We start from the raw sequence: 20,127 nt of genomic DNA, 5'->3' as shown, positions 1-20,127 counted from the left end.
CCGGTGGGGCCCTTCTGCGTCAGGCGGTCAGCCCTGAGCGTCCTTCGCCTGGGCGGCCAGCGCCCGGGCGACGTCGGCGCGGCCCTCGCGCACGTAGCGCTTGGCGGCCGGGTTGGCCGGCGAGCTCTCGAGCCACGCGTCCACGCGGTCGAGCAGCTGCTGGCTGGCCAGCGGGCGCGGGAAGAGGTACTCCAGGGCGGTCGAGGCGCGCTGGGTGCCCTTCTCCTCCCACATCGTGTCGGCGACGGCGAGGTACTTCTCGACGTACGGCGCGAGGATCTCCTCCTGGCCGAACACCTGGAAGGCCAGCACGATGCTGCGCTGGGTCTCGTTGGGGATGTCGTCGCGCTCCACGGCGCTGGCCCACGCGTCGGCCTTGGCCTCGGCGGTCGGGCGCAGCGCGAGGGCGGCGCCGTGGTGCTCCTGGCCCGAGATGGTGTTGTCGCGGGCGAGCTCGGCGTCGATCGCCTCGACCCCGGCCCGGCCGGCCTTGACCAGGCTGTTCAGCAGCAGCCAGCGCAGGTCGGTGTCGACCGCGAGGCCCGCGAAGGAGACCGTGCCGTCGAGCAGGCCCTCGAGCTCGGCCAGCGCCTCGTCGCTGTGCGCGGCCGAGGCGTAGGCACGGGCGAAGGACAGCTGGTGGTCGCTGCCGGCCTCGGCGGCGACGAACAGCTCCCGGATGCCCTGCTCCCAGGTCGCCTTGAGGGCGGCCCGGTTGGCGGGAGCGCTGTAGGCGTTGATCGCCTGCGCGGCGTAGCCCGGGATCCGGCTGACGCCGAAGGCGTCGGTCTCGGAGCCGACAGCGCTGAGCACGAGCGTCACGAACGCGGTCGCCGACATCTCGGCGTCGCGCGTCATGTCCCACGCAGCGCCCCAGCACAGGGCCCGGGCGAGCGGGTCGTCCAGCGTGGCCAGGCCGTCGACGACGGTGGCCAGCGAGCGGTCGTCCAGGCGGATCTTGGCGTAGGCGAGGTCGCCCTCGTTGAGCAGCAGCAGCGCGGGCTGCTGCTGGCCGATGAGGTCGTGGACCTGGGTCTTCGCGCCCTCGACGTCGATCTCGATCGACGTACGACGGACCAGGCGGCCCTCCACCTCGTCGTAGAGGCCGATGCCGAGGCGGTGGCGGCGCAGCGTCGGGTAGTCGGCGGCAGCGGTCTGGCGGACGGCGAAGGAGGTGAAGCGGCCGTCCTCGTCCAGCTCGAACTCGGGGGCGAGCGTGTTCACGCCCGAGGTCTGCAGCCACTCCTGGGCCCACGACTCCAGCTCCCGGCCCGAGGCCTTCTCGAGCGCGGCCAGCAGGTCGGTGAACTCGGAGTTGGAGAACTCGAAGTCCTTGAAGTAGCCGCGGATGCCCTCGAGGAAGTTCTCCAGGCCCACCCAGGCGACGAGCTGCTTGAGCACCGAGGCGCCCTTGGCGTAGGTGATGCCGTCGAAGTTCACCTCGACGGCCTGGAGGTCGTAGTTGTCCGCCGCGATCGGGTGCGTGCTGGGCAGCTGGTCCTGGCGGTAGGCCCAGTTCTTGCGGGCGTTGGTGAAGCCGACCCACGACTCGGTGAACTCGGTGGCCTCGACGGCCGCGTGGTAGCAGGCCCACTCGGCGAAGGACTCGTTGAGCCAGAGGTCGTCCCACCAGCGCATGGTCACCAGGTCGCCGAACCACATGTGCGCCATCTCGTGGAGGATCACCTCGGCGCGGAACTCGTAGAACGAGCGGTCCTGGCGGGAGCGGGGGAGGTACTCGTCGCGGAGGGTCACGCAGCCGGCGTTCTCCATGGCGCCCATGTTGTACTCCGGCACGTAGAGCTGGTCGTACTTGCCGAACGGGTAGGGGTAGTCGAAGAGGTCCTCGAAGAACGCGAAGCCCTGCTCGGTGAGCTTGACCAGCTCCTCCACGTCGAGGTGCTCGACGAGGGACTGGCGGCAGTAGTGGCCCAGCGGGATGTCGCCGTGCTTGCCGCGGTAGACGTGCTGGACCTCGTGGTACTCACCGGCGACGAGCGCGGTGATGTAGGTCGACATCGGCTTGGTCGGCGCGAAGTTCCACAGCGAGACGCCCTCGGCGATCTCCTTCGGCTCGGGGGTCGCGGAGTTGGAGACGACCTTCCAGCCGGTCGGCGCGGTCACGTTGAAGGTGAAGGGCGCCTTGAGGTCGGGCTGCTCGAAGGTCGTGTAGACGCGGCGGGCGTCCGGGACCTCGAACTGCGAGTAGAGGTAGACCCGGTCGTCGGCGGGGTCGACGAAGCGGTGCAGGCCCTCACCCGTGCGCGAGTAGGTGCAGTCGGCACGGACCACGAGCACGTTGTCGGCGGCGAGGCCGGACAGCGCGATGCGGTGGTCGGCGTACGCCGTCGCGGGGTCGATCGACTCGCCGTTCAGCGTGATCTCGTGGACGGTCGCGCCGACGAGGTCGGCGAACGTCGAGGAGCCGGGCTGGCTGCAGGTGAACTCGATGGTGGTGGTCGAGCCGAAGGTCGTGTCGCCGGTCGTGAGATCCAGGTCGATGGAGTACGACGTGACGTCCAGGAGAGCGGCGCGGGTGGCGGCTTCGTCCCGGGTGAGGTTGGTTCCAGGCATGGGGCGCATCATGTCATCCACGTCACGCCCGGAGGAAAACGGTTATCGCCCATGATGGGCCGCGTGACCACCTCCGAGCGGCATGTCATCCCGTTGCGCGAGGCGACTCGGGCCTGGTTCCTGATCTCCCTCCAGACCTTCGGCGGGCCGGCCGGCCAGATCGCCGTCATGCAACGCACGCTCGTCGACGAGCGGCGCTGGATCGGTGAGCGGCGCTTCCTCCACGCGCTGAGCTACTGCATGCTGCTGCCCGGCCCCGAGGCGCAGCAGCTCGCCATCTACACCGGCTGGCTGCTCAACGGGTGGCTCGGCGGGCTCGTCGCCGGGGTCCTGTTCGTGCTGCCCGGCGTGGTCGCGCTGCTCGGGCTCTCCTGGCTGTACGTCGCCCACGGCGACACGACGCTCGTCTCCGGACTGTTCCTGGGGCTGGCGCCGGCCGTGGTCGCGATCGTGCTCCAGGCCGTGGTGCGGGTCGGTGGCCGGGCGCTGACCAACCGCACGCTGGTCCTGCTCGCGGCCGCGGCCTTCCTCGGCCTCGCGCTGCTCGGCCTGCCGTTCCCGCTGGTCGTGCTGGGCGCCGGCGCGATCGGGTGGGCGCTCGGCCGCTGGCGGCCCGGGCTGATGGCCCCGCCGGAGAAGGCGGCCGGCGCCGACGAGGGACCCGCCCCGCTGATCCCCGACGACGCCCTGCACCACGCCCGCCCCTCGGCCCGCCGCAACCTGACGATCCTCGGCATCGGCCTGGTGCTCTGGGTGACCCCCGTCGCCGTCGCGTGGACGCTGGTCTCCGGCGAGCAGTCCGTCTTCACCGACCAGGGCGTCTTCTTCGGCGGGATGGCGCTGGTGACGTTCGGCGGCGCCTACGCGGTGCTGTCCTACGTCGCCCAGGCGGCGGTGGGCACCTACGGCTGGCTCACGGCCGGCGAGATGGTGCGCGGCCTCGCGCTCGCCGAGACCACGCCCGGGCCGCTGATCATGGTGGTGCAGTTCGTGGCGTTCCTCGGCGCCTACCGCAACCCCGGCGGACTCGACCCGTGGGTCGCGGCCGTGCTGGGCTCGCTGCTGACGGTCTGGGTGACCTTCGTGCCCTGCTTCGTGCTGGTCTTCCTCGGGGCGCCGTACGTCGAGCGGCTCCGGGGGAGCGCCTCCCTCTCGGCCGCGCTGACCGGGGTGACCGCCGCGATCGTCGGCGTGATCGCCAACCTGGCACTGTTCTTCACCGTGCACACGCTCTTCGCCCGGACCCGGACGGTCGGGCCCGGACCCGTGGACCTGCTGGTGCCCGTCTGGTCGTCGTGGGTCTGGGAGGCCGTCGTCGTCGCGGCGCTCGCCCTGGCGCTGGTGTTCGGGGCCCGGTGGTCGGTGCTGCGGACGCTCGGCGTGTGCGCCTTGGCCGGGCTCGGCCTGGCGCTGGTGACGTGAGCGACAGGTGACGGCGCGGCGGAATACCGCGCCGCCGAGGTCGTTGCACCTTGTATGACCAACGCTGACTTCTGGCTCGACCCTGCCTGCCCGTTCGCCTGGATCACCTCGCGGTGGATCCTCGAGGTGGAGAAGGTCCGGGACATCCAGGTGACCTGGAACATCATGAGCCTGGCCTTCCTCAACGAGGACAAGGACGTCTCGGAGGAGTACCGCTCCTTCCTCGAGACCGCCTGGCAGCCGGTGCGCGTGCTGATGGCCGCCGAGCAGAAGTACGGCAAGGACGTCGTGCTGCCGCTCTACACCGCGATGGGGACCCGGATCCACCTCGAGAAGCAGGACAAGGACCGCGCCATGATCGAGGCGTCGCTCGAGGAGGCCGGCCTGGACGTGGGGCTCGCCGACGCCATGGACGACATCTCCTACGACGAGGCCATCCGTACGTCGCACCGTGCGGGCATGGACCAGGTCGGCAACGAGGTCGGCACGCCGACCATCGCGTTCAACGGCGCGGCCTTCTTCGGCCCGGTGATCTCCAAGGCGCCGCGCGGCGAGGAGGCCGGCCGGCTCTGGGACGCCTGCGTGACGCTCTCGGCCTACCCGCACTTCTACGAGCTCAAGCGGGCCCGCGACAAGGCGCTCGACTTCAGCTGAACCCCGGCGTACGGCGGGCCCCGTTGCCAGTGTGACGAGAGTGGCGCATGATGTTGTGCCATGTCTGGTCGAGCCTCGGGTGCACGAGCGGCCGCCGCCCTGCTGACGGCGGGGCTGATGGCAGCAGGGCTCGCCCTGCCGGTCCCGGTCGGCGCCCACGCGGCGGGCAAGCCGCACCGGCCACCGGAGGTCCTGCTCCGGTCGGTCGGTGACTCGGGCGTCCGCGAGGCCGACGTCCGGCTCCGGCGCGCGGACTTCCACGACACGACGGACGGTGCGGACGGCGAGCGGCGCACCCAGCGGTTGCGCACGTCGTCGTACCGGCTCGCCGGGCTGACCTGGCGCGGCGACGGCTCGAGCCTCATGATGCGCAACCGCGCCGGCTCCGGCTGGTCGGCGTGGCACCCGATGCCGGCGCTGAGCGACCTGCCGAGCGCGGACAGCCCCGACGCCAGCGCGACGAGCGGCACCGAGCCGTTGTGGGTCGGCGGGTCCGACGCAGTGCAGATCGGCCTGCGCGGCCCGATCCCGCAGCGCCTCACCCTCGTCCTCATCGATCCGGGCCGCCGCAAGTCCGACAGCGCCGAGCCCGAGCCGACCAACCGGACCGGCCACCACCACTGGAAGCACGCGCCGCGGCCACCGATCCGGCTGCGGAAGGCGTGGGGCGCGGTGGACAGCTGGCGCAACGGCGGGCCGTGGTACGTCCGCACGATCCAGCAGGTGCACATCCACCACACCGTGACGGCCAACCGCTACTCGCGCGCCGACGTCCCCGCCCTGATCCGGGGGATGTACCGCTACCACACGCACAACCTGGGCTGGTCCGACATCGGCTACAACTTCCTCGTCGACCGCTTCGGCCGGATCTGGGAGGGCCGCAAGGGCGGCGCCGGGCTGCCGGTGCAGGGCGCCCACACGCTCGGCTTCAACGAGACCTCGACCGGCATCGCGGCGATCGGCAACTTCGAGCTGGTCAAGCCGAGCCAGAGGATGCTGACCGCGATCGTGCGGCTGGCGTCGTGGAAGCTCGACAAGTACCACCGCGACGTCCCGCACTGGGCGCACGTGTTCTCCCACGGCAGCGACCGTTTCCGGTGGGGTCGCACGGTCGTCCTGCCGAGGATCGACGGGCACCGGGACACCAACCAGACGGCCTGTCCGGGGCGCAGGCTCTACGCCAAGCTCCCGGGCATCCGGCGCCGGGCGACGATCCGGGTCCGGCACTACTGACGTCGTACTCCTAGGATTCACGCATGAGTCGAGTCCTGTCAGCCGTCGCCTGGCCGTATGCCAACGGCCCGCGCCACATCGGCCACGTCGCCGGTTTCGGTGTGCCCTCCGACGTCTTCAGCCGCTACATGCGGATGGCCGGGCACGACGTCCTCATGGTGTCGGGCACCGATGAGCACGGCACGCCGATCCTCGTCGCCGCCGACAAGGACGGCGTCAGCGCCCGGGAGCTCGCCGACAAGAACAACACCGTGATCGTGCAGGACCTGCTCGACCTCGGGCTGTCCTACGACCTCTTCACCCGGACCACCACCGGCAATCACTACAACGTGGTGCAGGAGATGTTCCGGACCGTCCACCGCAACGGCTACATGGTCGAGCAGACGACGTTCGGCGCGATCAGCCCGTCGACCGGCCGCACGCTCCCGGACCGCTACATCGAGGGCACCTGCCCGATCTGCGGCTTCAAGGAGGCGCGCGGCGACCAGTGCGACAACTGCGGCAACCAGCTCGACGCGACCGACCTGCTCGAGCCGCGCTCGAAGATCAACGGCGAGACGCCGGAGTTCATCGAGACCCAGCACTACTTCCTCGACCTGCCTGCTCTCGCCGACGCGCTCAAGGTGTGGCTCGACGAGCGGGCCGAGTCCGGCACCTGGCGGCCCAACGTCATCAAGTTCTCCCAGAACATCCTCGAGGAGATCCGCCCGCGGGCGATGACGCGCGACATCGACTGGGGGATCCCGGTCCCGGGCTGGGAGGACCAGCCGACCAAGCGCCTCTACGTCTGGTTCGACGCCGTCATCGGCTACCTGTCCGCGTCCATCGAGTGGGCCCGCCGCCTGGGTGAGCCGGAGCGTTGGCGCGACTGGTGGAACGATCCCGAGGCCCTCGCCTACTACTTCATGGGCAAGGACAACATCGTCTTCCACAGCCAGATCTGGCCCGCCGAGCTCCTGGCGTACGACGGCCGCGGCTCGCGCGGCGGCGAGCCGGGTGTCTACGGCGACCTGAACCTGCCGACCGAGGTCGTGTCCTCGGAGTTCCTCACGATGGGGGACCAGCAGTTCTCCTCCAGCCGCGGCCACGTCATCTACGTCGGTGACTTCCTGGCGCGCTACGGCCCGGACGCGCTGCGCTACTTCATCTGTGCGGCCGGCCCGGAGACCTCCGACGCCGCCTTCACGTGGGCCGACTTCGTGACCCGCAACAACTCCGAGCTGGTCGCGGGCTGGGGCAACCTGGTCAACCGCACGGCGACGATGGTGGCCAAGAGCTTCGGCGAGGTCCCGGCGGCCGGGACCCTCGAGCCGGTCGACGAGGCCGTGCTGGCGTCGGTCCGCGGCGCCTTCGACACCGTCGGCGACCTCATCGGCCGCCACCGGCTGCGCAGCGCCATCGCCGAGGCGATGCGCGTCGTCGGCGAGGTGAACAAGTACCTCACCGTCACCGAGCCCTACAAGATGAAGGACGAGTCGCAGCGCGAGCGCCTCGGCACCGTCCTGCACGTCGCCGCCCAGTGCGTCGTCGACTGCAACACCCTGCTCTCGCCGTTCCTCCCGCACTCGGCCAACAAGGTCTGGGCGACGTTCGGGGGCGAGGGAGAGTTCATGCCGATGCCGCGGGTCGACCAGGTCGAGGAGCTCGACCCCGACCAGGGTGCCGGCCTGTCGTTCTACCCGGTCATCACCGGCGACTACAGCGACACCCCGGCGTGGGCCCCCCGGTCGCTCGTGGTGGGCACCAAGATCGCCAAGCCGGCGCCGATCTTCACCAAGCTCGACCCGTCGGTGGTCGACGAGGAGCTCGCCCGGTTCGGTGGCTGAGCACCTCCCGGTCACCCTCCAGTTCCACCCCGACTGGCCGAGCCGGGACGGGTGGGTCATCGAGTCGATGGCGGCCGACGGGGTCTACCGCTCGCAGTGGACCACGGGCACGTCCAACGGTGGCCTCACCGCGCACGAGGGTGGCGACCGGTGGCGGTGGGAGAGCCGTCTCTTCGACGGTCGGTACGACGCGGCGCCGGCCGAGGACCGTCCCGTGTACGGCGCGCTCAACCACCGCCGGCGGTCACAGGGCGGGTCGGTCCGGTTCGGGTCCTGCCACGTGCGGCTGCGGGCCTCGCTGGGTGTGCGGACCACCTACTGCTTCCCCGACTCGGTCTTCGAGCCGACCCTCGTGGGCGGCGCGGAGCGGCTGCCCGAGCTCGTCGCGGCAGCGGACGACTCCGACCACGACGAGCTCGACGACTACGTCGAGGCGCACGTGCACGGCGGCGTGCGCTTCGACGAGGACGTGGAGGCGGTCGTGCTCGACCCGTGCTTCCGGGGTGGCCGCGTCGAGCAGGCCGCCGCCTCACTGGGCTGTCCGGTCGAGTGGCACGCCGGCTTCCGGGTCGCCACGGCCGGGCTCGATCCCGACTACCGCGGCCCCGAGTTCGTCGCGCTGGCGCAGTCGCTGGGCCCCGAGCTGACCCCGGACGTGGTCGGGGCGGCCGCCCGCACGGGTGCGCACGACCCGCAGGCGATCAAGCGGGTGTGGCACCTGCTGGCCCGGTTCGGCCGGGGCTGACGCCCCTCAGGCAGACACGGGCGCCAGGGCGCCCCGGGGGACGAAGTTGCGGCCCGGCAGGGCGAAGACCGCGACGACCGCGCCCGCGAAGCAGATGCCGGCCACGAGCAGGCAGCCCGCGTGCAGCCCGGCCATGAACGAGTCCTGCGCGGCGGCGACCAGGCGCGGGTCGCGGCCCGCCATGCCGATCGCCACCGCGACCGAGTCGCGGGCCTGGTCGAGCCGACCGCCGGCCAGCGCCCCGAAGGCACCGTCGGCCAGGCGGGCGCCGTACACGGAGGAGAACAGCGAGCCCACGATGGCCACGCCGAGGGTCGCGCCGAGCTCGCGGGTCGCGTCGTTGACGGCCGAGCCGACGCCGGCACGGGCGGGCGGCAGGACGAGCATGATCGACTCGGTCGCGGGCGTCGCGATCAGGCCCATGCCGAGGCCCATCAGCACCATCTGCGGGACGATCACGGTCGCGTAGTCCGTGGTGACCGTGGCCGTCGCGACCCACGCCATCGCGGAGCCGAACATCAGCAGGCCGGTCGTCACGACTGATCGCGTGCCGATCCGGGGCGCCAGGATGCCGCCGGCCACCGAGGCGATCGCGATGCTGATCGCGACCGGCAGGATCCGGGCGCCGGTGGCGAGCGGGCCGAAACCGCGGACGAGCTGGAAGTACTGCGTGATCAGGAAGATGAAGCCGGCCAGCGAGAAGAAGGTGATCATCACGGCGCCGCTCGCGGCGCTGAAGCGGCGGTCGGTGAAGAGGCGTACGTCGAGCATCGGGTGCGCGGCGCGCCGCTCGACGACCACGAACACCGCGACGAGCACGGCGGTCACGGCGAAGCTGGCCAATGTGGTGGTCGAGGACCAGCCGCGGCCCGGCGCCTCGATGATCGTGTAGGTCAGCAGGCTGAGCATCGCGACCGAGACGCCGAGGCCGGGCAGGTCGAGGCGGGGGACCGAGGGGTCCTTGGACTCGGGGACCAGCCACACGGTCAGCACCGTCGCGAAGAGCGCGACCGGGGCGAGGGCGAGGAAGACGCTGCCCCAGTAGAAGTGGTCGAGCAGGAGCCCACCCGTGACCGGCCCGAGCGCGACGCCGGCGCCGACCACGGCGCCCCAGCCGCCGAGGGCGGCAGCGCGCTGGCGGCGGTCGGTGAAGGTGTTGGAGATGACCGAGAGCGTGGTGGGGAAGATCAGCGCGGCGAAGACGCCCATGCCGATCCGGGCGCCGATGAGCGCGCCGGTGGTGTCCACGAAGGCGCCGACGACGCTCGTCGCGGCGAAGCCGAGGAGCCCCACGATGAGGGCGGGACGGCGGCCGTAGCGGTCGGACAGGCTGCCGGCGGCGAGGACGAGGGCGGCGAAGGCGAGGTTGTAGCCGTCGACGACCCACTGGAGGCCGCGGGTGCCGGCGTCGAGCTCGCGGGCGATGCTCGGCAGGGCGACGTTGACGATGGTGACGTCGAGGTTGATCGCGAGGGCGGCGGTGTAGACCGCCAGGAGGATGCCGAGCTTGCGGTTCATGGGGCGCTCCGGATGGGAATGGTGGCGGAGGTGAGTCCTATGTGGACACTGTCAACATGACGAGTGAAGCACCGGATGTGGACACTGTCAACATGGGCGTACCATCCTCCCCATGAGCACCTACCACCACGGCAACCTCCGCGAGGAGCTGGTCCGGACGGCCGTCGGACTCGCCCGCGAGAAGGGTGAGGCGGGCGTGGTGCTGCGCGCGGTGGCGCGCCAGGCCGGGGTGTCCCACAACGCGGCGTACCGGCACTTCGCGGACCGCGACGAGCTGCTCGCCGAGGTGGCGGGGGAGGCGTTCGCCGGGCTCTCGGCCGCCATGGCTCGCCGGGTGAGCTCGGTCGAGGGGGCCACGCCCCAGGACCGGGCGCGCGCCGGGCTGCGGGAGATCGGCCGCGCCTACGTCGACTACGCCCTGGCCGAGCCCGGGCTCTTCGCCTGCGCCTTCGCCAGCCACGAGCTCAAGGGCGAGATGGCCGACGCCGACCCCTACACCCAGCTCGGCCAGGCCCTCGACCGGCTCGTCGAGGTCGGGGCGATGGACCCCGCGCGCCGGCCCGGGGCCGAGACGGTCTGCTGGTCGGCCGTGCACGGCTTCGCGGTGCTCAACCTCGACGGCCCCCTGCGCGACCTGCCCGCCGACGAGCGGGCGGCCGAGCTGGACCGGATGCTGCTCGCCGTCGAGCGCGGCCTCACCGGCTGAGCGGCGGCTCCGCGTCGGGCAGGAGGGCCTGGATCGAGGGTGCCAGCGCCACCGCGTTGACCACGACGGAGAACGCGAGGAAGGCGACCGCCAGGGAGTGGTGTCCCGCCACCCACAGGCCGAGCGCGGCCAGGGTGAAGACGAGCACCTTGGTCACCGGCCGGACCACCGGACCGCTGTGCTCCGCCTTCGGCGAGGCGAACAGGAACCACACCAGCATCGTCACGACCGGCGCGAGGACGGCGAGCCACCAGCCCGCGGCGTGCTGCCCCCACACGCCGGCCGCGACCACGGCGAGCACCTCGTCGACGAACAGAAGCGCCAGCACCGACCAGCCCAGAATCACCACGGCGGCATCCTGTCAGCCAGTAGCGTTCCCCGCATGAGTGCTGCGATGTACCTGCCCCAGTTCTTCGTCAAGCAGAAGCTGACGCTGATGGTCAACCGCTACGAGATCTTCGCGGCCAACCCCGACGGCAGCTTCGGGCAGCTGATGGGGCTCGCCGAGCAGAAGCGGATGGCGTTCAAGGAGCAGGTCACGTTCTTCAGCGACGAGACCAAGTCGCGGCCGGTGTTCGCGTTCAAGGCGCGCAAGGTGATGGACCTCAACTCCGGCTACGACATCACCGACGAGGCCGGCCAGCAGATCGGCTTCTTCAAGAAGGACTTCGGCGCCAGCCTGCTGCGCTCGACCTTCCACCTCGAGGGGCCGGGGTACGCCGGTGTCGGCCAGGAGCGCAGCCAGGTCGTCGGGTTGCTGCGCCGCTTCACCGACATCAGCTTCCTGCCCTTCCACTTCGACTTCGTCGACAGCGCCGGCGCCCCGCTGATGTCCAGCGAGCGCCAGGCGACGCTGCGCGACAAGTACACCGTGACGGTGCCCGACCAGCGGGTCGACTTCCGCGTGGCCGCGGCCGTGGCCGTCGGGCTCGACGCCCTCATGGCGCGCTGACCCGAGCCCCACCACCGTGGTGCTCTTCCCCGAGGCCCGGCGAGCCGTCGACGCCGCCGCAGGCGACCTGCCCGTCTGGGACCCGCAGTTCTCGATCGCGGCCTCGCGGGCCGAGGCGCGGGCGGCCGCGGCCGCCGAGCCCCGTGAGGACGTCGCCGACGTCGTCGACCTCGACTGCCACGGGGTGCGGTGCCGGCTGTTCCGCCCGGTCGCGACGGTCTCGACGGTCTCGACAAGCTCGACCACCGAGGGGGCCGAGGGCTCCGACGCGGTCGTCCTGCACCTGCACGGCGGCGGCTTCGTCTTCCACGACATCGACGTCCACGACGCGGGCGCGCGCCGGCTGGCCAACCGCACCGGCACGGCGGTGCTGTCCGTCGACTACCGGCGGCCGCCGGAGCACCGCTTCCCGGCCGCCCCCGACGACGTCTCCACGGTCGTCCGCTGGCTGGCCGGCCACGGGCGCGAGCACGGCATCGGCGGGCCGGCGTACGTCCACGGCGACAGTGCGGGCGGCAACCTCGCCCTCGTCGCGGCGCTGCGGCACCCGGGGTTCTTCCGTGCCGCCGCCCTCGTCTACCCCTTCCTGGACCCGACGGCCGGCTTCCCGTCGTACCGCACCGCCGCCGACGGCTTCGACCCGCGCGAGGCCGCCTGGTACTGGCAGCAGTACGCCGGCACGCCGGCCGACCTGCTCGACCCCGACCTCGCGCCGCTGCTCTCGCCGGACCTCGCGACGCTGCCGCCGACCCTGGTCGTGACCGCCGAGCACGACCCGCTCCGCGACGAGGGGGAGCACCTCGCCCGGCTGCTCGCCGAGCAGGGCGTGGAGGTCACCGCGACCCGCTACCTCGGCCAGATCCACGGCTTCTGGCGGCACCCGGGTGTGTTTCCGGCGACAGAACCGCTGCTGGGGCAGGTCGCGGGCTTCTTCCGTTTGCACTCCTGAGCGGGGGTTCGGGAGGATCGAGCCCATGCGCGTGCACCTCGGCTCCGACCATGCCGGCCTCGACCTCAAGGACCACCTGCTCAACTGGCTGACCGACCACGGCTACGAGCCCGTCGACCACGGCCCCTTCGTCTACGACGCCCTCGACGACTACCCCGTCTTCTGCCTGCGGGCCGCGGAGGGCGTCGCCGCCGACCGCGCGGAGGGCCTCGACAGCCTCGGCGTCGTCATCGGCGGGTCCGGCAACGGCGAGCAGATGGCCGCCAACAAGGTCCACGGCGTCCGCTCGGCGCTCGTGTGGTCCGAGGAGACCGCGGTCCTGGCCCGCGAGCACAACGACGCCAACGTCGTCTCGGTCGGCGGCCGGATGCACTCCCTGGACGACATGACCCGCTTCGTCGAGGTCTTCCTGGCCACGCCGTTCCCCGGCGACGAGCGCCACGTGCGCCGCATCGGCCAGCTCTGCTCCTACGAGACGACGCGCGAGCTCCCGCCGCTGCCCGAGTCGGCCCTCGGGCGCGTCGACGGAACTGATGCCTGAGGGGCACACCCTCCACCGGCTCGCCGGTGACATCGAGTCGGTCTTCGGCGGCCGGCTCGTGCGCGTCGGCAGCCCCCAGGGGCGCTTCGCGGACTCCGCGGCACTCGTCGACGGCCACCTGCTCGAGGGTGCCGAGGCGTGGGGCAAGCACCTGTTCGTCTCCTTCGGCGACCGCTTCGTGCACGTCCACCTCGGCCTCTACGGCAAGTTCGACCTGCACCCCGACGTCGACGAGGTGCCGCCGCCGGTGGGCCAGGTGCGGTTGCGGCTGGTCGGGCCGGGCGGCGAGCCCGGCACCACGTCGTACGCCGACCTCCGGGGCGCCACCACCTGTGAGCTGGTCACGGCCGGGCAGCGCGACGCCGTCGTGGCCCGGTCGGGCCCGGACCCGATCCGGGCCGGTGCCGACCCGATGCTGGCCTGGGAGCGGATCCGGCGCAGCCGCGCCCCGATCGGCGGCCTGCTCATGGACCAGTCGGTGCTGGCGGGCGTCGGCAACGTCTACCGGGCCGAGGTCCTCTTCCGCCACCGGATGCACCCGCTCCGTCCCGGGCACACGCTTCGCGTCGGCCAGTGGCTGGCCATGTGGGACGACCTCGTCGCGCTGATGGCCGAGGGCGTGCGGACCGGGCGGATCGACACGGTCCGGCCCGAGCACACCCCCGAGGCGATGGGCCGCCCGCCCCGCGTGGACGACCACGGCGGCGAGGTCTACGTCTACCGTCGGACGGCGCAGGGCTGCCACGTCTGCGGGTCGTCCATCCGCACCGAGGTGCTGCAGGGACGCAACCTGTTCTGGTGTCCCCAATGTCAACGCACGTTCCGATCGCGCGCCGTACAGTGAACCCACCCTGCGAAGAGGACCGACGATGACCGCTCTCCGTGAGCCGGCCCGGGCTGCGCGCCCCACCCCCGTGCGTCGTCCGCGACGATTCCCCAGCCTTGCGGGCGCCGCCCGCGAGAGCCGGATCGTGTTCTGGCTGACCGTGGCGGCGATCGCGATCACCGCGTCGATCATGGTCTTCCCGAACGTCATCCCGATCAACGCGCTCGTCGTGCCGCTGCTCCTGGGCAGCCTGCTCCTCGGGCCCCGCCAGCTGCCGTGGTTCGTGGTGTTCGTGATGGTCGGGCTGATGCTCGCGCTCACCCGGCAGTCGGTGATCCAGGTCCGGACCGTCATCGCCGTCGCGATCGTCTTCCTGCTCAGCTTCATCATCCTGCTGACGTCCTTCCGCCGCTCGCGCCTCGGCGTGGCCGGCGTCCTCGGCGAGTCGATGCTGGTCGACCTCCGCGACCGGATCCTCGGTCAGGGCGGCATCCCCGAGCTCCCGCACGGCTGGTACGCCGAGTCCGCGCTCCGTTCGGCGGGCGGCACGCCCTTCGCGGGCGACTTCATCGTCGCCACGACCTCCCCGGGCGGTGAGCGCCTCGAGGTCGTGGTCGTCGACGTGTCCGGCAAGGGCGAGCAGGCCGGCACCCGCGCACTGCTGCTCTCCGGGGCCTTCGGTGGCCTGCTCACCGCGCTCGACCCCGCTCACTTCCTCCCGTCGGCCAACAACTACCTCCTGCGCCAGCAGTGGGAGGAGGGGTTCGCCACGGCGGTCCACCTCTCCCTCCAGCTCGACACCGGTGCCTTCGAGGTGCGCACGGCCGGCCACCCGCCGGCGATCCAGCTCGCCGCCGGATCCGGCCGCTGGGCGGTCCTGGAGACCGAGGGGCCGATCCTCGGCCTCATCGAGGGCGCGGACTTCCCCTGCGTGCGGGGCGTGCTGCGCCGCGGCGACGCGCTGCTGCTCTACACCGACGGGATGGTCGAGACCCGGCGGCGTGACATCGGTCTCGGCATCGACCGGATGGTCGGCCAGGCCGAGCGCCTGCTGCGCGGCGAGTTCGACGGGGGAGCGGCCCGCCTCGTGGAGGCGCTGGGCTCGCAGAACGACGACCGCGCGCTGCTCCTGGTGCACCGCCGCTGACCCGGCACTGACCCGGCGGCCGGCGTACGGGCCTGCCTCGGTTGGGGCGCAGCCCTCGCCGTGTGGCACCATGACACCCGCAGATTTCCGGCCACTCGCGGGGCCGGGGCACGCGTGCGGATGTAGCTCAATGGTAGAGCCTCAGTCTTCCAAACTGATTACGCGGGTTCGATTCCCGTCATCCGCTCCAAGCAGGGTCCGGTCCGTGCCGATCACGGGGCGGGTGCCCACTTGGCGGGGCGTAGCGTAGTGGCTAGCGCGCCTGCTTTGGGAGCAGGAGATCGCAGGTTCGAGTCCTGTCGCCCCGACGCATGACCGGACCAGGAACAACTGATGAGGAGAACCTTGTGAAGAGCGCCGTCGAGACCTTGAGCCCGACCAGGGCCAAGCTGACCGTCGAGGTGCCCTTCGAGGAGCTCAAGCCGAGCCTCGACGCGGCGTACAAGAAGATCGCCCAGCAGATCAACATCCCCGGCTTCCGCCGCGGCAAGGTGCCCCCGACGGTCATCGACCGCCAGGTCGGGCGCGGCGCCGTCCTCGACGAGGCCATCAACGACGTGCTCCCCAAGAAGTACATCGAGGCCCTCCAGGAGAACTCGCTCCAGCCGCTCGCGCAGCCGGACATCGAGGTCACCAAGTTCGAGGACAACGAGACCCTCGAGTTCACCGCCGAGGTCGACATCCGTCCCGAGATCACCCTCCCGGCCTACGACGGCCTCGAGGCCGAGGTCGAGGACGTCGAGATCACCGACGCCGACGTCGAGGAGCAGGTCCAGGCGCTGCGTGAGCGCTTCGCGACGCTCAGCGACGTCGAGCGTCCCGCCGCCGACGGCGACTTCGTCGTGCTGGACCTCCGCGCCACCCAGGACGGCGAGCTCGTCGAGGGTGCCGAGGTCAGCGGCATGTCCTACCAGGTCGGTCGCGGCGGCATGCTCGACGGCCTCGACGAGGCCCTGACCGGCATGTCCGCGGGCGACGACAAGACCTTCACCTCCCAGCTGGTCGGCGGCGACCTCGTCGGCGCCGACGTCGAGGTCGCGGTCACCGTGACCCAGGTGCAGGAGCAGGAGCTCCCCGAGTTCGACGACGACTTCGCGCAGCTCGCCTCGGAGTTCGACACCGCCGAGGAGCTCACCGCCGACGTGCGCGAGCGCCTGGGCCGCGGCAAGCGCCTCGAGCAGGCCGCCGCCGCGCGCGACGCCGTCCTGGAGAAGCTCCTCGACAAGGTCGAGGTGCCGCTGCCGGAGACCATGGTCACCGACGAGCTCAACGCCCGCCGCCAGAACGTCGAGCAGCAGCTCGCCTACGCCGGCATCACGATGGAGAAGTACCTCGAGGACGAGGGCCAGACCATCGAGGAGTTCGAGGCCGAGCTGGACCGCCGCGTCCGCGACGCCGTCGCCGCGCAGTTCATCCTCGACGAGGTCGCGAAGAAGGAGGAGCTCGGCGTCGACCAGAACGAGCTCTCCTCCCACCTGGTCCGTCGCGCCCAGCAGTCCGGCCAGGACCCGCAGGAGTTCGCGAACCACATGTTCGAGCACAACCACATCCCCGACCTCGTGCAGGAGATCCTGCGCGGCAAGGCGCTGGCCACGATCGTGGAGTCCGCGGTCGTCAAGGACGCCTCGGGCAACGCGGTCGAGCTGAAGAACCTCCGCCCCGACGGCACCATCGGCGAGCCCGAGGACGAGGCTGCCGCCTCCTCCGAGGACGCTGCCGAGGAGCCCACCGAGGCCTGAGCACCACCCGCACGTCGTACCTCGGCCCGCCCGGACACCGTCCGGGCGGGCCGTCGTCGTCGAATCGGGACTTTCCACCACTCGAATCCGGATTTCTGGTCAGTCGATTCGGGACTTCTTGTCAGTCGCCTGACTCGCGTGGTCCGAACTCCCGATTCATGTGGCTGGAAGTCCCGATTCAACGCCCAGATGAGTGCACAACCGTCCACTCAAATCGTAGGCTGGGGCCATGACCGCACCGCACCGCTCCCCGGGACCCACGGTCCTCGACGCGCTGAGCCTGCTCTCCGAGGTCGCCGACGAGCTCGTCGTCAAGACCGTGCGCGACACCCACTACGCCTGGGCCGACCGCGTCCACGGCCTGGCCCGGCGGGCCAGCGGCGGCACCTCCACGGTCCCGGAGCTGGCGCACCGGGGGATCGCCGCGGCGGTCTACGGCGGGCTGTCGGTGGGCTTCCGGGCCGCGTCCAAGGGGCTCGACGCCGTGGCCGCGACCGGGGTCGGTCCGCGGCTCGAGGACGACGCGCGCGGCCGGTTCGTGTCCGCGGCCGTCAACGGGCTGATCGGGGACCGGCTCCTGCGGGAGCGCCCCCAGCTGGCCATCCCGATGGCCGTCCGGCGCGAGGGGAGCGACGTACGCCTGGAGCGGCAGGAGCTGGCCGCGGCCTTCCCCGCGGCCACCGGTCGCGTCGTGGTGTTCCTGCACGGCCTCTGCGAGAACGAGTCCTACTGGGACCGCGGCCGCGCGGAGGGACGCCCGACGTACGGCGAGGCGCTGGCCGAGCGGGGCTGGACGCCGGTCTTCCTGCGCACCAACACCGGCCTGCCGCTGCGGGAGAACGGCGTCGCCCTGTCCGCCCTGATGCAGCGGCTCGTGGAGGAGTGGCCGACCCCGGTCACGCGGATCGCCCTGGTGGGCCACTCGATGGGCGGGCTGGTGGTCCGGGCTGCCGGGGCGGTCGCCGCCGACGTCGAGGAGCCGTGGAGCGGTCGGGTCTCCGACGTCGTCACCCTCGGCACGCCCCACCTCGGCGCGCCCATTGCCCGGGGCGTCGGCCAGGGCAGTCGCGGCATGGCCCGGCTGCCCGAGACCGCGGCGTTCGGCAGGATCCTGGACTGGCGCTCCACCGGGGTGCACGACCTCGTCGCGGGGCTCGCCGAGGACGTCCCGCCGCTGCCGCACGCGCGCTACCGGCTCGTCGCGGCGACCCTGACGACGTCGCCGCGCCACCCCGTGGGGCGCTACGTCGGGGACCTGCTGGTGCGGCCGCCGTCGGCGTACGGGCGGGACCGGTTCGGCACCGAGCTGTTCCCGGGCGCCGACGTCCTGCACGTGGGCCGCACCGACCACTTCGGGCTGCTCAACCACCCCGACATCCACCGCGCACTGGCAGAGTGGCTCGCGTGATGAGCCGATGACCGGTGCCGACCGCGAGCTGCGGGCCGAGACGACGATCGCCGCACCGCCCGAGGCGGTCTGGGCGCTCCTGAGTGACTTCGCCCGGATGCCGGAGTGGAGTCCCGAGCTGGTGACCATGCTGCCGCTGAAGCCGGGCGGCCTGCGGGTGGGGCAGTGGTACCTCGGGCTCAACCGCCGCAAGGCCGTGGTCTGGCCGACCCGGAGCGTGCTGGCCGTCCTCGAGCCGGGCCGCCGGGTCGCCTGGGACACCCGCTCCAGCGGGGCCCGCTGGATCTGGGAGCTCGAGCCCGACGGCGCCGGCGGCACCCGCGTCGTGCACCGCCGCCCGGTGCCCGAGCGGATCACGCTGCTCTCGAAGGTCTTCGCGCCGCTCGCGCTGGGCGGCAGTGTCGGCCACGCCGACGAGCTCGAGGCCGGCATGCAGCAGACCTGCGCCCGGCTGAAGGCGGCCGCCGAGGCGGGCTGATCCGGCCCCACCGGCCGCGGGCTTCCGCTGTCGGCGAACAGGGGTGGATATGCCGTGGAACTGTCGATCCTTCGGGCTAGGGTCCTAGCGTGACCCAGAATCCCAGCCCTGACTTCGCCCCCCAGATGAATGGCGGGGCCGGCCTCAGCGTCCTCGACGACCACATCTACCAGCGGCTGCTCCGCGAGCGCATCGTGTTCCTCGGCTCCGAGGTCCGCGACCAGAACGCCAACGCGATCTGTGCCCAGCTGCTGCTGCTCTCGGCGGAGGACCCGGAGGCGGACATCTTCCTCCACATCAACAGCCCCGGTGGCTCGGTCGACGCCGGCATGGCGATCTACGACACGATGAACTACATCCCCAACGACGTCGCGACCGTGGGCATGGGCCTGGCCGCCTCGATGGGCCAGTTCCTCCTCTGCGCCGGCACCAAGGGCAAGCGCTACGCCCTGCCGCACGCGCGCATCATGATGCACCAGCCTTCCTCGGGCATGGGTGGCTCCGCCTCCGACATCAAGATCCAGGCGCAGCAGTCGCTGCACATCAAGAAGGTCCTGCTCGACCTGATCGCCGAGCACACCGGCCAGGCGATCGAGCAGGTCGTGGCCGACGCGGACCGCGACCGGTGGTTCACCGCCGAGCAGGCCCGTGACTACGGCCTCGTGGACCAGGTCATCAAGTCCGCCCGCGAAGCCGCCGACGATGGCCGCCCGGCCCGAGTGAAGGACTGAACATGAACTACTACATCCCGCAGTGGGAAGAGCGCACGTCCTACGGCTTCCGGCGGATCGACCCCTACGCCAAGCTGTTCGAGGACCGCATCATCTACCTCGGCACCCCGATCTCCGACGACGTCGCCAACGCGGTCATCGCGCAGCTCATGTGCCTGGAGTCGATGAACCCCGACCAGGACGTCCAGATCTACATCAACAGCCCCGGTGGCTCCTTCACCGCGCTGACGGCGATCTACGACACGATGAACTTCATCAAGCCCGACGTGCAGACCGTCTGCATCGGCCAGGCGGCGTCCGCGGCGGCGATCCTGCTCGCCGCCGGCACCAGCGGCAAGCGCATGGCGCTGCCCAACAGCCGGATCCTGATCCACCAGCCCTACACCGAGGGCACCTTCGGCCAGACCTCGGACATCGAGATCCAGGCCAACGAGATCCTGCGCATGCGCGAGCTGCTCGAGAAGATGATCAGCGACCACTCCGGCCGCTCCATCGAGCAGGTCAGCACCGACATCGAGCGCGACAAGATCCTGACCGCGCACCAGGCCGTCGAGTACGGCCTGATCGACTCGGTCATCGAGTCGCGCAAGGGCACGCCCGCGAGCGTCGGCTGACGCATCGACTGTTCCTCGTGTCCCGCCCCCGATCGGGGGCGGCACGGGGTACCGTCAAGGAGTT

Annotated in this window: 19 protein-coding genes and 2 tRNA genes; 18 read left to right on the top strand and 3 right to left on the bottom strand. The window is 71.5% G+C overall.

Annotated features, from left to right (window positions below):
- Positions 1–27: 27 nt before the first annotated feature.
- Complete coding sequence (pepN, locus tag FB382_RS13025) at positions 28–2,574, bottom strand: aminopeptidase N (protein ID WP_182539754.1); 2,547 nt, start codon at positions 2,572–2,574, stop codon at positions 28–30.
- Between the two features lie 63 nt (positions 2,575–2,637).
- Between pepN and chrA the strand changes: the two genes are divergently transcribed.
- Genes chrA through FB382_RS13000 form a run of 5 tightly spaced genes read left to right on the top strand, consistent with a single transcriptional unit; the run spans position 2,638 to position 8,454 of the window.
- Positions 2,638–3,996: a chromate efflux transporter gene (gene chrA, locus FB382_RS13020; protein ID WP_343055596.1), complete on the top strand. Its 1,359-nt coding sequence runs from the start codon at positions 2,638–2,640 to the stop codon at positions 3,994–3,996.
- A 54-nt stretch (positions 3,997–4,050) separates the two neighbouring features.
- Entirely contained in the window at positions 4,051–4,650 is a 600-nt protein-coding gene (locus FB382_RS13015; protein ID WP_182539752.1) for a mycothiol-dependent nitroreductase Rv2466c family protein, read from the top strand.
- A 60-nt stretch (positions 4,651–4,710) separates the two neighbouring features.
- Positions 4,711–5,883: a peptidoglycan recognition protein family protein gene (locus FB382_RS13010; RefSeq protein ID WP_182539750.1), complete on the top strand. Its 1,173-nt coding sequence runs from the start codon at positions 4,711–4,713 to the stop codon at positions 5,881–5,883.
- A 23-nt stretch (positions 5,884–5,906) separates the two neighbouring features.
- A complete protein-coding gene (gene metG / locus FB382_RS13005) occupies positions 5,907–7,709 on the top strand; it encodes a methionine--tRNA ligase (protein ID WP_182539748.1) in 1,803 nt (600 codons plus the stop codon).
- A complete protein-coding gene (locus FB382_RS13000) occupies positions 7,702–8,454 on the top strand; it encodes a DUF3626 domain-containing protein (RefSeq protein WP_182539746.1) in 753 nt (250 codons plus the stop codon). Before metG ends, FB382_RS13000 begins: the two co-directional genes overlap by 8 nt.
- 6 nt (positions 8,455–8,460) lie before the next feature.
- On the opposite strand, the gene FB382_RS12995 is transcribed toward FB382_RS13000, so the two are convergent.
- Positions 8,461–9,972: an MFS transporter gene (locus FB382_RS12995; RefSeq protein ID WP_182539744.1), complete on the bottom strand. Its 1,512-nt coding sequence runs from the start codon at positions 9,970–9,972 to the stop codon at positions 8,461–8,463.
- Positions 9,973–10,084: 112 nt separating this feature from the next.
- On the opposite strand from FB382_RS12995, the gene FB382_RS12990 reads away from it, so the two are divergent.
- Positions 10,085–10,678 (top strand): TetR/AcrR family transcriptional regulator, encoded by a 594-nt coding sequence (locus tag FB382_RS12990; RefSeq protein WP_182539741.1) that lies wholly within the window; start codon positions 10,085–10,087, stop codon positions 10,676–10,678.
- On the opposite strand, the gene FB382_RS12985 is transcribed toward FB382_RS12990, so the two are convergent.
- Entirely contained in the window at positions 10,668–11,027 is a 360-nt protein-coding gene (locus tag FB382_RS12985) for a DUF2568 domain-containing protein (RefSeq protein WP_182539739.1), read from the bottom strand. The genes FB382_RS12990 and FB382_RS12985 overlap by 11 nt on opposite strands.
- A gap of 33 nt (positions 11,028–11,060) precedes the next feature.
- On the opposite strand from FB382_RS12985, the gene FB382_RS12980 reads away from it, so the two are divergent.
- The 12 genes from FB382_RS12980 (at position 11,061) to FB382_RS12925 (ending at position 20,063) form a co-directional block, all read left to right on the top strand.
- Entirely contained in the window at positions 11,061–11,630 is a 570-nt protein-coding gene (locus tag FB382_RS12980) for an LURP-one-related family protein (RefSeq protein WP_182539737.1), read from the top strand.
- A 16-nt stretch (positions 11,631–11,646) separates the two neighbouring features.
- Positions 11,647–12,579, top strand: coding sequence for an alpha/beta hydrolase (locus FB382_RS12975; protein ID WP_343055595.1), 933 nt, complete (start codon positions 11,647–11,649; stop codon positions 12,577–12,579).
- A 25-nt stretch (positions 12,580–12,604) separates the two neighbouring features.
- Complete coding sequence (locus FB382_RS12970; RefSeq protein WP_182539734.1) at positions 12,605–13,120, top strand: ribose-5-phosphate isomerase; 516 nt, start codon at positions 12,605–12,607, stop codon at positions 13,118–13,120.
- Complete coding sequence (locus tag FB382_RS12965; RefSeq protein WP_182539732.1) at positions 13,113–13,964, top strand: Fpg/Nei family DNA glycosylase; 852 nt, start codon at positions 13,113–13,115, stop codon at positions 13,962–13,964. The genes FB382_RS12970 and FB382_RS12965 overlap by 8 nt, the downstream gene beginning before the upstream one ends.
- Before the next feature lie 25 nt (positions 13,965–13,989).
- Entirely contained in the window at positions 13,990–15,093 is a 1,104-nt protein-coding gene (locus FB382_RS12960) for a PP2C family protein-serine/threonine phosphatase (RefSeq protein WP_182539730.1), read from the top strand.
- A gap of 116 nt (positions 15,094–15,209) precedes the next feature.
- Positions 15,210–15,283: transfer RNA gene (locus tag FB382_RS12955), tRNA-Gly, on the top strand.
- 45 nt (positions 15,284–15,328) lie between these two features.
- A tRNA-Pro gene (locus tag FB382_RS12950) sits at positions 15,329–15,401 on the top strand.
- Between the two features lie 39 nt (positions 15,402–15,440).
- The gene (tig, locus tag FB382_RS12945) at positions 15,441–16,832 is read left to right on the top strand and encodes a trigger factor (RefSeq protein WP_125037823.1); all 1,392 of its coding nucleotides are present in this window, start codon (positions 15,441–15,443) and stop codon (positions 16,830–16,832) included.
- Positions 16,833–17,061: 229 nt separating this feature from the next.
- Positions 17,062–18,240, top strand: a complete 1,179-nt coding sequence (locus FB382_RS12940) for a lipase family alpha/beta hydrolase (protein WP_182539728.1) — start codon at positions 17,062–17,064, stop codon at positions 18,238–18,240.
- A 7-nt stretch (positions 18,241–18,247) separates the two neighbouring features.
- On the top strand, positions 18,248–18,718 hold the full coding sequence (locus tag FB382_RS12935; RefSeq protein WP_125037821.1) for an SRPBCC family protein: 471 nt from the start codon (positions 18,248–18,250) through the stop codon (positions 18,716–18,718).
- Positions 18,719–18,843: 125 nt separating this feature from the next.
- Positions 18,844–19,449, top strand: coding sequence for an ATP-dependent Clp protease proteolytic subunit (locus FB382_RS12930; protein ID WP_125038411.1), 606 nt, complete (start codon positions 18,844–18,846; stop codon positions 19,447–19,449).
- Positions 19,450–19,451: 2 nt separating this feature from the next.
- Positions 19,452–20,063: an ATP-dependent Clp protease proteolytic subunit gene (locus FB382_RS12925; protein WP_182539726.1), complete on the top strand. Its 612-nt coding sequence runs from the start codon at positions 19,452–19,454 to the stop codon at positions 20,061–20,063.
- The last annotated feature ends 64 nt before the right edge of the window (positions 20,064–20,127 follow it).

The sequence above is a fragment of the Nocardioides ginsengisegetis genome (assembly GCF_014138045.1).
Taxonomy (GTDB): domain Bacteria; phylum Actinomycetota; class Actinomycetes; order Propionibacteriales; family Nocardioidaceae; genus Nocardioides; species Nocardioides ginsengisegetis.
The sequence above is the reverse complement of the archived record's forward strand: the minus strand, read 5'-3'. Positions and strand labels throughout refer to the sequence as shown.